Annotated in this window: 11 protein-coding genes and 3 pseudogenes; 7 read left to right on the forward strand and 7 right to left on the reverse strand. The window is 60.1% G+C overall.

The window, feature by feature from the left end; all coding sequences use genetic code 11:
• Positions 1-127: 127 nt before the first annotated feature.
• Positions 128-241: pseudogene (locus tag MKCMC460_RS10290) on the forward strand (dehydrogenase); the annotation flags it as partial.
• A gap of 75 nt (positions 242-316) precedes the next feature.
• On the opposite strand, the pseudogene MKCMC460_RS10295 reads toward MKCMC460_RS10290, so the two are convergent.
• From MKCMC460_RS10295 to MKCMC460_RS10310, 4 genes and pseudogenes are all read right to left on the reverse strand, one after another.
• Positions 317-574: pseudogene (locus tag MKCMC460_RS10295) on the reverse strand (hypothetical protein); the annotation flags it as partial.
• Positions 575-914: 340 nt separating this feature from the next.
• Positions 915-1,556 carry an SDR family oxidoreductase gene (locus MKCMC460_RS10300; RefSeq protein ID WP_036391071.1) on the reverse strand — a complete coding sequence of 214 codons (642 nt, stop codon included), beginning with the start codon at positions 1,554-1,556 and terminating at the stop codon, positions 915-917.
• 206 nt (positions 1,557-1,762) lie between these two features.
• Complete coding sequence (locus MKCMC460_RS10305) at positions 1,763-2,746, reverse strand: MDR family oxidoreductase (RefSeq protein ID WP_031354507.1); 984 nt, start codon at positions 2,744-2,746, stop codon at positions 1,763-1,765.
• Between the two features lie 14 nt (positions 2,747-2,760).
• Entirely contained in the window at positions 2,761-3,393 is a 633-nt protein-coding gene (locus MKCMC460_RS10310; protein ID WP_086370962.1) for a TetR/AcrR family transcriptional regulator, read from the reverse strand.
• Between the two features lie 185 nt (positions 3,394-3,578).
• Here MKCMC460_RS10310 and MKCMC460_RS10315 point away from each other — a divergent pair, with 185 nt between their 5' ends.
• Positions 3,579-4,160, forward strand: a complete 582-nt coding sequence (locus MKCMC460_RS10315; RefSeq protein ID WP_036391083.1) for a TetR/AcrR family transcriptional regulator — start codon at positions 3,579-3,581, stop codon at positions 4,158-4,160.
• 143 nt (positions 4,161-4,303) lie between these two features.
• Positions 4,304-4,999, forward strand: a complete 696-nt coding sequence (locus MKCMC460_RS10320) for a cysteine hydrolase (RefSeq protein WP_225345803.1) — start codon at positions 4,304-4,306, stop codon at positions 4,997-4,999.
• 75 nt (positions 5,000-5,074) lie between these two features.
• Here MKCMC460_RS10320 and MKCMC460_RS31760 read toward each other — a convergent pair whose 3' ends face one another.
• The 3 genes and pseudogenes from MKCMC460_RS31760 to MKCMC460_RS10330 all read right to left on the reverse strand — a co-directional run bounded on the left by MKCMC460_RS31760 (position 5,075) and on the right by MKCMC460_RS10330 (position 7,746).
• A complete protein-coding gene (locus tag MKCMC460_RS31760) occupies positions 5,075-5,329 on the reverse strand; it encodes an anti-sigma factor (RefSeq protein WP_080688369.1) in 255 nt (84 codons plus the stop codon).
• Between the two features lie 339 nt (positions 5,330-5,668).
• A complete protein-coding gene (locus MKCMC460_RS10325) occupies positions 5,669-6,151 on the reverse strand; it encodes a YkgB family protein (protein ID WP_031354506.1) in 483 nt (160 codons plus the stop codon).
• Positions 6,152-6,511: 360 nt separating this feature from the next.
• Positions 6,512-7,746, reverse strand: a pseudogene (locus MKCMC460_RS10330) (IS256-like element IS1512 family transposase).
• A gap of 1,150 nt (positions 7,747-8,896) precedes the next feature.
• Between MKCMC460_RS10330 and MKCMC460_RS10340 the strand changes: the two are divergent.
• The 4 genes from MKCMC460_RS10340 to MKCMC460_RS10355 all read left to right on the forward strand — a co-directional run bounded on the left by MKCMC460_RS10340 (position 8,897) and on the right by MKCMC460_RS10355 (position 13,406).
• The gene (locus tag MKCMC460_RS10340) at positions 8,897-10,381 is read left to right on the forward strand and encodes an aldehyde dehydrogenase family protein (RefSeq protein WP_016343721.1); all 1,485 of its coding nucleotides are present in this window, start codon (positions 8,897-8,899) and stop codon (positions 10,379-10,381) included.
• Between the two features lie 61 nt (positions 10,382-10,442).
• Entirely contained in the window at positions 10,443-11,567 is a 1,125-nt protein-coding gene (locus tag MKCMC460_RS10345; RefSeq protein ID WP_016343720.1) for an alkene reductase, read from the forward strand.
• A 389-nt stretch (positions 11,568-11,956) separates the two neighbouring features.
• On the forward strand, positions 11,957-12,304 hold the full coding sequence (locus tag MKCMC460_RS10350) for a helix-turn-helix transcriptional regulator (RefSeq protein ID WP_196760141.1): 348 nt from the start codon (positions 11,957-11,959) through the stop codon (positions 12,302-12,304).
• A gap of 313 nt (positions 12,305-12,617) precedes the next feature.
• A complete protein-coding gene (locus MKCMC460_RS10355) occupies positions 12,618-13,406 on the forward strand; it encodes an HAD-IIA family hydrolase (protein WP_031354504.1) in 789 nt (262 codons plus the stop codon).
• Positions 13,407-14,458: the final 1,052 nt, after the last annotated feature.

A 14,458-nucleotide genomic window follows, 5' to 3' on the forward strand; every position in this document is an offset into this window, starting at 1 on the left:
CGAGCCAATAATCGACACGCCAACCGTCGAGGGTGGTCCTGAATCAAACCGTCACAACACACCGGTCTGAAAGAAGGTGGTCCTGAATCAGGCCGTCACACCGGTCCTGAATCAAACTGTCATAGCCATGCGGGGCGATCCGGTGTTCATCGGACGTTCGGCCGTCGCCGGCGATTACGACACGGCGGCCCGGCTGGTGGCGTTCGCCGAAGCGGAGACCGGCACCACCGTGCCGCTTTGATGCCCGGCGAAACGGCCCGCGGCAATTTCTAGCGATTGCGGCGTTCGTCCGATTACCGCGCCGCAATCACCGCCATTAGTTCCTCGACGACGCGGGTGGTGGTTGGGGTTGGAAGGGTGTGTACCACCACCATTGGGCGTGTTCGCCGGTGGGGCCGGTGCAGGGTTTGACGTCGGGAGGTGCGGTGGTGGGGGGTCGGGCCAGTGATCCGGTGGGCAGGGGTCGGCCGTTGCTGTCGGTGACGGTGAGTTGGTCGGCGGGGCCGGTGAGGGTGATCAGGCCGCGGTGATGTGCGCGGTGGTGGTAGGGGCAGACCAGGGCCAGATTGGTTACAAGTCGTTGATCTACCTGCTTCTTGCCTGCATTCTCCCGGTGTGGCGCTGGTGAGCGTGAGCAAAGCTGGGTGAGCGTCAACGTACGTACTGAAGCCCGTACACGATCTATGGGGTTGTGCCGCCTCCCTCTGAGTGAAGTCTCTTCAGATGTTGTCATCGCCTGTGGAGCATGCAGCCAATGACGATCCGCTTGGCCTGCTCGTACTCGACCTAGGCGGTCTAGTGCTCCCGCGAGGGTGAACTTACGCCGCCCGACGCAGGCTGCGACCTCATGCCCAGAGTTCGCATTGCGCCTGGACTATCCACTATCCAACGGCTCTTCCCGATCGCGTCCGGAATTACTGCCATGCAGGCTTGTCGGCGTCGGTGCCTGGCTTGTTTACTCCCAGTGAGCCGTGGAGTTCTTGTGAGGGATCGGTAATCAATCGTACGACGAGTGCCGCGATGCTTTTTCGGGATACCTCGGTGCCTTTGAAAGGTTCTCCTTTTTGGGTGATCTCGTAGTCCACTTCGTCTTTGTCTGTAAGCCATGCGGGTCTGATGATTGTGTAGTCAAGGCGCGAAGACTCGATCACTTTCGCCGCTGCGGCGTAGGTTTCGAGATAGCCGCCGTCGAGCATCCGATGGTTCCAACGGCCAAACTCGCCGGGGACTTCGTCGTAGATCCCTAGCGTCGAGATCCAAATGAGCCTTCGCACGCGAGCGCCCTCAAGTGCAGTGACGACCCCACGCGCTTGGTCCACGATATCTTTACCGCCAAGGTTGGCATAGACGATGTCTTGTCCCGCGACCGCTTGTTTCAGGAGACTTCCGTTAAGGACATCACCTTCTACTGCCGTTGCGCGGAGGTCGGGCAAGTCGTGCAAGCGTTGGTCGTTCCGTAGGTAGAGGGTGAGATTCACGCTCTCGTCGTGGAGCAGTTCGCGTACTACGATTTGCGCGATTCTGCCTCCGGCACCAAGTACAAGAACTCGTGTCATGAATGCTGCTCCTTCTGTCGTCGTGTGTGGTGGGCGTTATAAGCGGCGATCAAGGTATTTCCTACTCGGCCGAGTCCGGCACGACAGTTACTGGCGAGCTGGCGGCCCCTCGGTTGTGCTGATCGCATGCTGCGGGAGAGCACGTGCCTATCGTGCAGATAACCCGTCAGCTAGCGACTATCCCGCACTGCTCCAGCAAAGGGGAGTTAGCGATTCACGTCAACGATGATGCGGCCCCTCACTCGGCCCTCAAGAAGATCTGTTGAAGTGGAGATAGCGTCAGTGAGGCCGATCTCGTGGCTGATCTCGCCTAGGTGTCCGGTGTCGAGGTCGCTGCTCAGCCGGCCCCACGCTGTGACGCGTTTGGCGTGGGACTGCGTGACACTGTTGATACCCAACAGGCTCACTCCGCGCAGGATGAATGGCGCAACAGTGCTTGGGAATTCCATGCCTTGAGCCATGCCACACGCGGCGACGGCTCCCTCGGCACTGGTAGTGGCACACACATTGGCCAGTGTGTGGCTGCCCACGGAGTCGATAGCGCCGGCCCAGCGCTCGCTGCCCAAGGGGCGGCCCGGTTCGGCGAGTTCGGCTCGGTCGATCACCGTAGCCGCACCCAACCTCCGCAGATAGTCTGCCTCAGCGAGGCGGCCGGTTGCCGCGACGACCGTGTAGCCGTTGCTCGCGAGCAGCGTGACCGCGATGCTTCCGACGCCGCCACTGGCACCGGTGACGAGTACTTCACCGTCGCTAGGGGTGACCCCGTGTTGTTCGAGTGCCATCAGGCAAAGCATCGCTGTATAGCCCGCAGTGCCGATGGCAGTGGCCTGCGCCTCGGTGAACGAGGGGGGGAGTGGCACTAGCCAGTCCGCCTGGAGCCGAGCGATCTGTGCAAGCCCTCCCCAGTGGGTCTCGCCCAGTCCCCAACCGTTCACCAGAACGTGATCACCGGGTTTGTAGCGCGCGTCATTGCTGGCCTCAACGACGCCGGCTAAGTCGATTCCCGGGACCATCGGGAAGCGACGGACGACGGGGCCCCTACCGGTGATGGCCAGGGCGTCTTTGTAATTGAGGCTGCTGTATGCGACCCGGACGGTCACTTGCCCCTCAGGTAGGTCGTCGCTGCCGAGCCGCCGCATTTCCGCACGGTAGTCCGTGTTGGTCTTCTCAACCACAATCGCGCTGAACATCGTATTCCCTTCTCCTACGCGCGGGCACATGCGAGGAATCCACTGAAAAACACGTCGAGCGGTTCGACTGTCCGAGCGAGTTTGGTGCGCAATACCGCTCCCTCCCAACCGATCCAGAAGAACCGTGATAGCGCGGCGCAGTCGGTGTCGGCCGGAAGATCTCCTACGTCAACGGCCAGTCGCAGGCAATCCTGTAAGCGCTGCTCCCAGTCCTCAAGTGTTTCTTCGAGTTTCGTGCGATAGCTCTCGGGAAGTGTCCGAACTTCTTGCCCAAGATTGCCAACAAGGCATCCACGATCAAACCTGTGTCTGGCCATTCCGGCTTTCGCGTCCTCGACGAAAAGGGTCAGACGTTGCAGTGGTGGCAGACTGTCGTCCAACAGCCAGCGATCAAGTTTGCGCGCGAAATACTCCGCGTAGCTCTGCAGCACCTCCAGACCGAATGCGTCTTTGCTGTCGAAGTAGTGATAAAACGAGCCCTTCGGTACATCGACGCGCTTGAGCACCGATTCAATACCTGTCGCAGTGAGGCCCTGCGCAGTCAGGATTTCCATCCCGCAGCGAAGCAATGCTCCCCGCGTGTCTTCGTGGTCACGGCTGACTTTTGGCGGCCGTCCACGACGAGGCCGGACAATGGGAGCGCTCATGGTGATGAGATTAGACCGACTGTCTCTAAATGTCCACGGGCGCGTTCAGCGCCCGGTGAGTTCGCGCTACGCAATGGCGCACCAAAAATGCTCACTTGACCGGATATGTGCGTCTGGACGCGCGTGGTCGAGTTGGTGCCGTGCACGGCCAAGGTCGTCCTTGTTCGGTCAGTTACTCTGCTCCTGTGCCTCGCCCGGGGAACCCGGATATCCGCAGACGGTTACTCGCTAGTGGACTCGAGCTCTTCTATGCCCGTGGCGTCAACGCGACAGGTGTCAAGGAAATTGCCGATCGTGCCCACGTACCGAAGGCGGCGTTCTACACGTACTACGAGAGCAAAGAAGCCTTTGTTGTCGCAGTGCTAGAACAGTACTGGCTCGAACTTCAGGACCGGTCCGGATCCTTGCTGCTAGGTCGCGGGAGACCGGTTCGCCGCCTGCAACGCTACTTCGCGGTGATTGCCGACGAGCACGAGCGCCATACCTTTATGCGCGGCTGCCTAATTGGCAATCTCGCGCTCGAAGTCTCAGCCACCAGTGCGTCGGTCCACGAAAAGCTACGCGGCATTGTTTGTGCTTGGGAGCACGAACTGGCCGCTGTTTTCACAGAGGGAACGCCTCAACGGCGTCGCGAAGTCGCAGGTTTGATTATCGAAGCGTGGGAAGGGGCAGTGCTTCGCGCCAGGATCGATCGCACCCGCGCTCCATACGACCGTTTCTCACGAATAACCTTGCCGCAGTTGGTGGGTTTGGTCGGCACGTCCTGAAGTCCCGCCTCCATCATCGAGGTCCGAAAGGCCGGACTTGTTGATATCCGACCGGTCGTCTATTTATACTTTCCGGGCGCTGCCGTGTGTCGCGCACTAGCGCCCGATAGGAAAGGGACTCCCATCCAATGTCGACTTCATCCGTGTACGACGAGCCCGCAGAGCCCGGACTTCCGCCATCTGGCTTCCAGCTTGACGTGACGCACGCTGCGCTCGTCGTGACTGACCCGCAGAACGACTTTCTCAGCCCCGATGGTGCAACATGGTCGGTGTTCGGCGCCAGCGTCGAAGACAACGGCACTGTCGAGCACATCGACCAACTACTGTCAGCTGCCAAGAGCGCGGGGATCACGGTTGCGATCTCTCCGCACTATTACTATCCATCCGATCAGGACTGGCAATTCGGCGGACCGCTTGAGCGCTTCATGCACAGTGTCGGCATGTTCGCGCGGACGCATCCGCTGCAGCTGGAAGGGTTCGACGGTTCGGGCGCGGACTATCTCGAGCGGTACAAGAACCGCATCCTGGACGGAAAGACGGTGGTCGCTTCTCCCCATAAAATCGTGGGTCCGCAGTCCAACGATCTCGTACTTCAGCTTCGCAAACGCGGTGTGACCCAGGTTCTTCTGGCTGGAATGGCCGCGAATCTGTGCACCGAAAGCCATTTGCGCGAGCTGATCGAACAGGGTTTCGAGGTTGTCGTCATCCGTGACGCGACTGCGGGTGCACGGTTGCCCGAAGGCGACGGATACTTGGCTGCCCTGATTAATTTCCGATTCCTCGCCTCAGCTATCTGGACCACCGATCAAGCGGTGGCTGAGTTGGCGCAAGCCACCTAAAGACCGATGGGCGCTGACGGCAGCAAAGTTGGTGTATCCATTGTTGCTGAGCTGAACTCGGTTGCCCTGCGAAGCTCAGCGGCGCCGTTGGTGAAAGTGCGCCGATAACGTATCGCGCAGCGTGCGCTTGAAGCCGGCCACGGGGATCTGATTCAAGATTGCGATCGTCGATATGTATTGAGTGCGATAGTTTGCGCATCCGGCGCACTCGGACAGGTGCGTTTCGAGCCTCACGTGGTCGCTCGAACCGAGCGAGTCGTCCAGGTATTCGGTGAGTAGTTCGGCGAGTTCGTTGCATCTCATCTGTCTGCATCCTTTCATGTAGTGCATGAGCGACCGGCTCGCCGGCGACCATGCTCCCCGGTGCTTGAGGAAAAATTCCCGAGGATGGCTTCGTTGCTCCGACTCCTCGTCCAGTTTCTCGTCGTCGAGGGACTGCGACCTTTCCTCCTATGAAAGTTCGCAGACAGCTCTGTGAACCGAGGTGACTGATCCTGGGAAGAGCCGATTCCTTTGTGTAAGAGGCCTTCCTGTAGGGGGCCTTCGGCGATCTGGTGTCCTGACGTAGTCGCGTGCGAGGCGTGGCGTCGTGGGGCTTGCAAGTCGACAACTTGCACGAAGCCGCCCTCGTCACCCGCACGAAGCGAGGTGACGAGGGCGGCTTCGGCCTCAGCGGCGTGTGAGTGCATCGACCAGCGTCCAGGCAGAGATTCCGAGCAGTGCGACGTCCTTGATCAGGAACTGACCAGTCGACGACAACACCGGGAAACCTCCTGCTGATGCTTCGAATGCACCAGGCGTACTGAGCACGAATGTCAGTGTTGTGGCGAACATGCCGATGGCCATGAGGCTACCGATCGCTGAGAGTCGAGGGAACCACGGTTTGACGGCGAGCAAGACCGCGATTGCGATCTCGACTACACCGAGTAGCGACGAAAAGGTGGTGATCGAGAAAATGTCGTACAGCCAAGACATGAAAGGGCTGTTCGACACGAATGGCGCGATGCCGTTGGCTTCGTACTCTGTGAACTTCAGCATGCCGATCCAGGCGATGACGACGGCCAGCCCGTACCGTGCCAGGCCCGCGCCGCCACGTGCTACTGGCGACTCTGGGCGCACGCCGGCTTGAATCTGCTCGCGGATGGTAGCGATCATGATGACTCCCTTGCTAGTTGGGTTGACTACACCACTGAGTGCTATGCACTTCGGAAAGCGTTACAGCGCTTCCGTTTAGGTGGGTGTGCCGTACGTCATAGTTCCTGCGGGGATCTTGTGGGTCGAGACCGACGACGCGGATTGCGAGGTCTCGCCCTCGACCATTTGGGTGCCCACGCCCTTCCGCGCGGCGCTGCGGTCGTCGACGCCAAGTTCCTTTAGTCGCGGTAACCCCAGAAGTCGGCTTATCCGCCCCGTGTCGGCGCAATCGACCAGCAAAGCACGGACCATTTAGCAGCGGGTCAAGTCCAGGGACGTGGTGTACGACGTCGTCGTGTGATTCTTCGATGTCGTGACTTATGCGGTTAGTGCCGCGGGGTTGTCCTCCTGTTCTGCTGGTGTGGTGGTGGTCAGGCGGGATTTGCTGAGGACGTCGAGACCCAGGTAGCGCCGTGACTCGGCCCATTCGTCGTGTTGTTCGGCCAGCACAGCGCCGACGAGGCGGATTAGAGCATCGCGGTCGGGGAAGATCCCGACGACATCGGTGCGGCGGCGGATTTCTTTGTTGAGTCGTTCCTGGGGGTTGTTGGACCAGATCTGACGCCAGATCTGCTTAGGAAAAGCCGTGAAGGCCAGCAGGTCGGACCTGGCCGCTTCGAGGTGATCAGCGACCTTGGGTAGCTTGTCGGAAAGCGCGTCGATGATCCGGTCATATCGTGCAGCAACAGAAGTGGCGTCGGGTTGATCGAACACCGAATGCAGCAGGGTCTTGACCCAGGGCCAGGAGCTCTTGGGGTGATGGCCATCAGGTTGGTGGCGTAATGGGTGCGGCAGCGCTGCCAGGACGCCCCGGGCAAGGTGGCCCCAATCGCTGAGAGCAGTCCAGCATGGGCGTCGCTGGTGACCAGCGCCACCCCAGACAGGCCGCGCGCGGTCAACGAGCGCAGAAACGTCAACCAGCCCGCACCGTCTTCGGCGGTGGTGACGTCGATGCCCAGGATTTCGCGGTAGCCCTCAGCGTTGACGCCCACCGCGATCAGCGCGTGCACGTTGACCACGCGGCCGGCCTCGCGGACCTTGAGTACCAAAGCGTCGGCGGCCATGAACGTATACGGGCCGGCATCAAGAGGCCGAGTGCGGAAAGCCTCCACGGCAGTGTCGAGTTCTTTGGCCATCACCGACACCTGCGACTTCGACAAGCCGGTAATCCCGAGGGTCTCGACCAGCTTGTCCATCCGCCGGGTCGAGACCCCGAGCAGATAGCAGGTGGCCACCACAGTTGTCAGGGCCCGCTCGGCGCGTTTGCGGCGTTCCAGCAGCCAGTCCGGGAAGTAGGACCCCTGGCGCAGCTTGGGAATCGCCAGATCCAAACTGCCTGCCCGGGTATCGAACTGGCGATGCCGATAACCGTTACGAGAGTTAGTCCGCTCGCTGCTGCGCTGACCGTAGGCCGCGCCGCATAGCGCGTCAGCCTCGGCGCCCATCAGCGTGTGGATGAAGGTAGCCAGCAGTTCGCGCAACACATCAGGGTGGGTGGTGGTGAGTCGCTCAGCCAACAGTGCGGGTAGGTCGATATCGTGGGCAGCGGTCATCGCGTCGATCCTTTGCTCTAGTGACTTTGGTCGGTCTCTCGAAGAATCACGCGATGACCCTTTACTAGCCGGCTACGACACGCCGGTCCTCACCTCACGGCCCGACTCGTACACCACTTTCGTGGACGCAACCTAGCAGCGCAGCGCGGTCAGGGAAAACGCCGGCGTGGTCTGTCGGCCCTCGTAGTGCCGATTTGCTGTGTCGCGACTAACTAACGGCCGAACAGATTTGGCGACCAATCTGCTTTGAGCAAGGCGATGAACGCAACCCTAAACGCACTGACCGCCACCAGACAGTGCTGGGTCTCTCCAGTTTTGGGCGACCTTGAGAGGCTATCGACGGCTAGGAGCGATGGTCCGACCATGTTGCGCAATCGCAGCCTGCGACAGCTTCTCCGACCGATACAGCCGGCGAATCTCCGCCCAATCCTCCACAGTGATCACTCTCCAATCGAAAGGTGAAGTGCTCACTTTTCAACCGGAACTACCTGCTCACTTTTCGACCGGAGCTGACAGGCATGGTGCACATGACGAGGTCGACGATGCTCGGCAAGCTTGCGGCGTTGCAGCAGACCTCGGCCCAGGAAGTAGACGCTGCGCGAGAATCGATCAAGTGGCCACCGCACCTACCCCCGCGTCACCAAACGAGCAGCCGCCACCAAGTTCCCACGAAAAGCACTACACCACAGGAACATCAGACACAGAGCGCCACCCGAGATCCGACTCATCCACCTACAAAGTTAACGGCATTGGGTTTGATGCGCGTCAAACCTGGGGTGGTTCACGGTTTTCGTATCGTTGCCGATTTCATTCGACTGCGGGTTCCTGGCCGGATGGCACGGTCGAACCTGCGCAGTTCGGCGAGTCCCTATTGAGTGGGGATCGTCCGAGTTAAGCCGCGCAGCAGAGCGCACCTCAAGCACGGTCACGCACCGACGGCCACCAACCAGCCGACCCGGCGGTGTTAGCGCAGGAAGACACCCCCTTTACGCCCATCTGAATATCGTGCTATTGGGATATTGACGTATCTCGATATCTAGGTTAGGGTTGGTGGCACCACGTCGTCAGGGGTGGTGAACAACGAAATCACGGAAGAGGTTGAGCCGGTTGTACTTCCGGCCCGCCCGCCAATCAGAAGGAGAAGCGCGCCATGTCCACGTCCCAGTATGCTCCGGACCGCAGCTACGGAATGTTCATCGACAACCAATGGGTGGACGCGGAGTCCGGGGAGACGATCGAGAGTATCAATCCCGCGACGGGTGAGGTGCTGACTCGTATTCCTAGTGGAACAGCCGCTGATGTCGATCGCGCGGTCCAGGCGGCGCAGCGTGCGTTTGCGGGCTGGAGGGCGACCACGGTGACGGAACGGGCGAACGCGTTGAACAGGATCGCCGACCTGCTGGAGGCTGACGCCGAGCGTTTCGCGGTCCTGGAGTCGCTGGATGTGGGCAAGCCGATTCGCGAGTCGCGCGTTCTCGACGTGCCCATCGCCATTGATCACTTCAGGTACTTCGCCGGAGTGATTCGCAGTCACTCAGACGAGGCGGCCGTGCTTGATGAACAGACCCTCAGCCTCGTGCTGAGCGAACCGCTTGGTGTGGTTGGTCAGGTGATCCCCTGGAACTTTCCGTTGTTGATGGCAGCCTGGAAGATTGCCCCGGCAATCGCCACAGGGAACACCGTGGTGATCAAGCCATCGGAGATGACGCCGGTCAGCATTTCCGAACTGGCAAAGATTTTCGCGCAAGTTCTTCCCCCCGGTGTCGTCAACATCGTCACCGGCACAGGGCCGGTTGCCGGCCAGGCCGTGCTGGATCACCCGACGGTACAGAAGCTGGCATTCACCGGTTCCACCCGAGTCGGCTACACCGTCGCCGAAGCCGCAGCCAAAAGACTGGTACCAGCAACGCTGGAGCTGGGCGGCAAATCGGCGAATATCGTTTTCCCCGACGCGAATTGGGACAAGGCCGTCGAGGGGGCAGCCCTGGCGATTCTATGGAATCAAGGCCAAGCCTGCGAATCCGGAGCTCGCCTCTTCATTCACGAGTCGATCTACGACCGTTTTATCGACGAACTAAAAGCCAAGTTCACCACGGCCCGCGTGGGGGATCCCCTCTCACCAGACACCCAGGTGGGCTCGTTGATCAGCAAAGCCCAGCTGGAGCGCGTGTTGGGTTATGTAGAAACCGGTCGTGCTGAAGGTGCCACGGTTTTGACGGGTGGTCGCCGGCTCACTGGCGGGGACTACGATTCCGGATTCTTTGTCGAGCCGACAATATTGGTCGATGTGCGCAACGATATGCGCGTTGCATCGGAAGAGATCTTTGGCCCCGTTCTCGTTGTTATCCCATTCAAGGACGAGGATGAAGTTATCGCCTTGGCCAACGACTCAGAATACGGACTCGCCGGCACAGTGTGGACCCAAGACATCAACCGTGCACTTCGCGTGGCACGCGCGGTGGAGACCGGTCGGATGTGGGTGAACACCGCCCATGAGATCCCTGCGCATGCACCCTTCGGGGGCTACAAGAAATCCGGTCTGGGCCGCGAAGCCTACAAATCCATGCTTGACGCGTACACCCACAAGAAGAACATCTACGTGAGCATGAACGAAGCTCCGCGCGGACTGTTCTAAATCGCGTATCCCATCGCTGCACAAGATTGAAACCATCACACCAACACCGGAAAGAAAAGAAATGAAAGACTCAGTGCTGTTCACCGCTACCAAGCTCGGCCCCTATGAGGTCAAGAATCGCATCGTTCTTCCCCCGTTGACCCGTTCGCGCAGTTCGCAGCCCGGCAACGTACCCAACGAACTCATGGCGGATTACTACACGCAGCGCAGTGGTGCCGGGTTCATGGTGACCGAAGGTACGCAGATCGAACCGCGCGGGCAGGGCTACGCCTGGACACCCGGGATCCACAACCTTGAACAGGTTGCGGGTTGGCGCAAAGTCACCGATGCGGTTCACACCGCCGGTGGGGTGATCTTCAACCAGCTCTGGCATGTGGGACGGGTGTCGCACACCTCGTTGCAGCCCGACGCCGGCGCACCGGTCGCCCCGTCGGCCATCACCGCGGACGCCGTGAAGGTTTTCGTGGAAACGGGCCCGGGAGCCGGAGCGCTGGCGCCGCCGTCGCCGCCGCGGGCTCTGACGACCGGCGAGGTCAAAGACGTCGTGCAGCTCTACGCCGACGCCGCGCGCAATGCTCTCGACGCCGGATTCGACGGGGTGGAAATCCACTCAGCCAACGGGTACTTGGTCAACCAGTTCATGTCCACCCATACCAACCACCGCAACGACGAATACGGCGGTTCCCTGCAGAATCGCCTCCGGTTCCTGCGCGAGGTGGTCGAGGCAGTTGCCGGCGTCGTCGGTAAAGACCGTCTGGGTGTGCGGTTTTCGCCATTGTTCACCACCACTGGCGAAGACCGTGTCTACCTTGGCCTTGTCGAAGATGACCCCCATGAGACCTACATCGAGGCGGTAAAGATCCTCGAAGAGGTTGGCATCGCATACGTGTCGTTGGCCGAGGCCGACTGGGACAACGCTCCCGAAATGCCGGAAAGCTTCCGTGTCGCAGTGCGCGAAAACTTCAGCGGAACCATCCTACTGGCGGGCAAGTACACCGCCGAACGCGCAGTCCGTGCCATTGAGGCTGGCTGGGCCGACTTGATCGCCTTCGGCCGACCGTTCATCGCCAACCCAGACCTGCCCGAACGGATCGCCAACGACTGGCCGCTCAACACCCCGGACCCGAGCACCATGTACGGCGGCACCGAGAAAGGCTACACCGATTACCCCACCTACCGTAGCTAGTAACCGAACCACGTCTTGCCGTGCAGTCGATCAGGCTGCACGGCAAGACGAGTCGCACCTCGGACGCTCCGCGGCCCAGCCGAACCGCCTACGAGAAACGTTTCATGCGGACCCAACCGCGAAGCCGCCAACGAGGTACGACATGCGCCGACGACGATCACCGATGGGCCGCGCAGCGTTCTGGCCAACTACCCAGCGCATCGGCACAAACTCGCAGGTACGCTAGTCCCTATACACGACAGGATCCGCAACATGTCCGTTCTCCAGCTCCCGGTGTGTCGAACTAGCAACGCCGCCACTGGATGTAGGCCCACGTTTACTAACTACTGTGCAACATCCGTCAGATCGGCGGCCCACCCGCGTAGCATGACCACGAAAGGGATCATAAAATGCTGAGCACTTCACCTGAACGTACTAATTCCCAGAATTCAATAAGTATTGATGTCAACGAGGCATTGAAAGCCCTCGATAACCCTACCCGATTAACGATACTCAGTTGGCTCAAGGATCCGCGAAAAAATTTCCCCGAACAGGATATCGATCCACAAGAAGTCGGCGTGTGCGTGAGTATCATTCAAAAGCATGTCGGCTTATCACAGTCGACAGTGTCGTCATATATGGCAGTTCTGCAACGCGCGCAATTGGTAACCTCCCGACGGATCGGGCCCTGGACGTACTACAAACGGCACGAAAAGAATATTGAGTCGCTGCTGGAAGCCTTGAATGCGCTGATTTAACCGCTGCGCGCTCTCCTTCGCTGACCAACTGAGCACGAGCCAGCCAGGTAATAGCCTGTGGTAAAAGCTACAGCCGTCATTTCACTTTTAACTGAACACGCAAGGACGCGGGGCTACCATCATTAACTGAGACGGCTTGATATCGCTTCGCGCAGCCCAGCCCGGCATCCACGTCAACGCCATACCGTTACAGAGGCAACTCCACTATGTCACCAAGTTCTGACAAACAGATCGGCGCCGCCCCAATCGCTCTTCCCGAACGTTCTCGATACATCCGGCACATGCGGCAGGTCAGTCATTTCGCGGAGTATCGATGACGCCAACGCCTGTAGTATTCAGCGACCTGGACGGTACGCTATACGTTGGTGACGAGCTCGTTCCCGGCGCGCCTGAGGCTGTGACAAGACTCCGAAACATGGGTTGCACGCTCCGTTTTCTCACCAACACCGATACTGTGCCACCACAGACCCTCCAAGAAACACTGCGCGAGCGCGGATTCGACGTTCGTGTCGGCGAAGTTTTCACCCCCGTATCCGCTGCCCTGCAACTCTTTGAAGCAACGCGCGGCCGGATCAACGTATTGCCGGTGGTGTCAAGCGCCTTGCTTCCGACATTTGCCCCCTACCGCCACGCCGGCGGTGCGATCACCCATGTCGTCGTCGGCAACACTCACGACACGCTAACGCATCAGCTACTCGACTTGGCGTTTCGCGCTCTCGAGCGCGGTGCGACCCTTATAGCACTCCAAAGAGGGAAGTATCGAAAACGCCCCGACGGCAACCATATCGACACCGGTGCGATCACGGCAGCGCTTGAGCACGCCACCGGCGTCACCAGCAAACTCCTCGGCAAACCATCACCAGAATTTCTGCGATCCGCCGCAGCGAGCGTGCCCGTCAAGCCGAACGCACTCTGGCTGATCGGCGACCAACCCGCCAACGATATTGCCATGGGAAACGCGGTAGGCGCACACACAATCCAGGTACGCACCGGCATGTATGCCGACCAAATCGACCTTACCCAGACACATCCCGCAGAAACCACTCTGGACTCCATCGTTGACATGCCCGCTTGGCTAACGCGCAACGAGCACCAGCACTGATAGCCATCTAGCCGTACGACGGTGCCTGCGCTGTGAGTGTGGCAGTAACCGGTGTACGCGGCTTTACGGCCCGTGCCGCCAGACGTGCTCATCCACCCCGCGCACCGCCACGCCATCCAAGCGGGCCTGGTCAGCGATGAGCAAACCGCTGGCCCACCGTCAGTTCGGCTGAGAGCGCCCCGCGGCGCCTTCGGCTCACACTGGACCGCCTATGACCGATCAACCGAAAGGCCCTCTGGCACTGGGAAGCCCGTCCCACCCGGCGCCACGAGACCAGCAACCGCGACCCGCCCACAAGCCTGACCCCGTCAACTGCGACCCGGAGTCCGGCGACCATCGCCTTGGACGGAAATCGAGACTAAGACGCTCCAATACCACCTTCCTAGATATAGCGATATCGCGATATCTGGATTAGAATCGTAGGAGTGACGCTCCGATCGGCAATTAATCTGCGAGGGCCGCAACTGACGCGGCGCCCAGCGAAAGTCGCCCAGCTGCTACTTGCCGGGTCGGCGTGCGTCGCTGCGATAGTATTCGCCGCAACGGCGACAGCTGAGGATTCTGCTAGCGATGCTGGAGCTGAATCGCCCAGCATCAGAATGACACTCGGCGAGACGACGACCAAGACGACGGCTCCTTCTGAACCTCGCACGCCGTTCGCTGAGCCAGCCGTCAAGGCAATGGTGCCCTGCGGATTCACATTCGGCTGCTGAGCGTGCCCAAGAGACTGCCAAGGTCATCCCAATCGATCCAAACGACAGACCCAGTCTAGCCACCCGGATCTTTCATCCGAAACCCGTGAAGTGGAAGGTGTTTCGTGATCAGCAAGGACATGCCTGAGGCTGGGCGGCCGTCGCTGATGGCCATGTCTAATGATTTGACCACCAAGGTGGCAATCGCCTTCGAGGCTATCGGTCAGCCGACGATGCTGCGACTGACCCTGTCGATGACAGCGCAGCAGTGCAACAGCCTTCGCTGCTGCGGTGTTGGACATATAGCATTGACCTGCAACTTATTTGGAACGAGATGCTGTAGCAGGGGCTGACCAGATA

The sequence above is a fragment of the Mycobacterium sp. 20KCMC460 genome, assembly GCF_022179425.1.
In the GTDB taxonomy this organism is placed as follows: domain Bacteria; phylum Actinomycetota; class Actinomycetes; order Mycobacteriales; family Mycobacteriaceae; genus Mycobacterium; species Mycobacterium kiyosense.

Bases quoted from the DNA above. Each gene is read 5' to 3' on its own strand.
- MKCMC460_RS10300 (WP_036391071.1), bottom strand. From the start codon at position 1,556: ATGACACGAGTTCTTGTACTTGGTGCCGGAGGCAGAATCGCGCAAATC.
- MKCMC460_RS10305 (WP_031354507.1), bottom strand. From the start codon at position 2,746: ATGTTCAGCGCGATTGTGGTTGAGAAGACCAACACGGACTACCGTGCG.
- MKCMC460_RS10310 (WP_086370962.1), bottom strand. From the start codon at position 3,393: ATGAGCGCTCCCATTGTCCGGCCTCGTCGTGGACGGCCGCCAAAAGTC.
- MKCMC460_RS31760 (WP_080688369.1), bottom strand. From the start codon at position 5,329: ATGCACTACATGAAAGGATGCAGACAGATGAGATGCAACGAACTCGCC.
- MKCMC460_RS10340 (WP_016343721.1), top strand. From the start codon at position 8,897: ATGTCCACGTCCCAGTATGCTCCGGACCGCAGCTACGGAATGTTCATC.
- MKCMC460_RS10345 (WP_016343720.1), top strand. From the start codon at position 10,443: ATGAAAGACTCAGTGCTGTTCACCGCTACCAAGCTCGGCCCCTATGAG.
- MKCMC460_RS10350 (WP_196760141.1), top strand. From the start codon at position 11,957: ATGCTGAGCACTTCACCTGAACGTACTAATTCCCAGAATTCAATAAGT.
- MKCMC460_RS10355 (WP_031354504.1), top strand. From the start codon at position 12,618: ATGACGCCAACGCCTGTAGTATTCAGCGACCTGGACGGTACGCTATAC.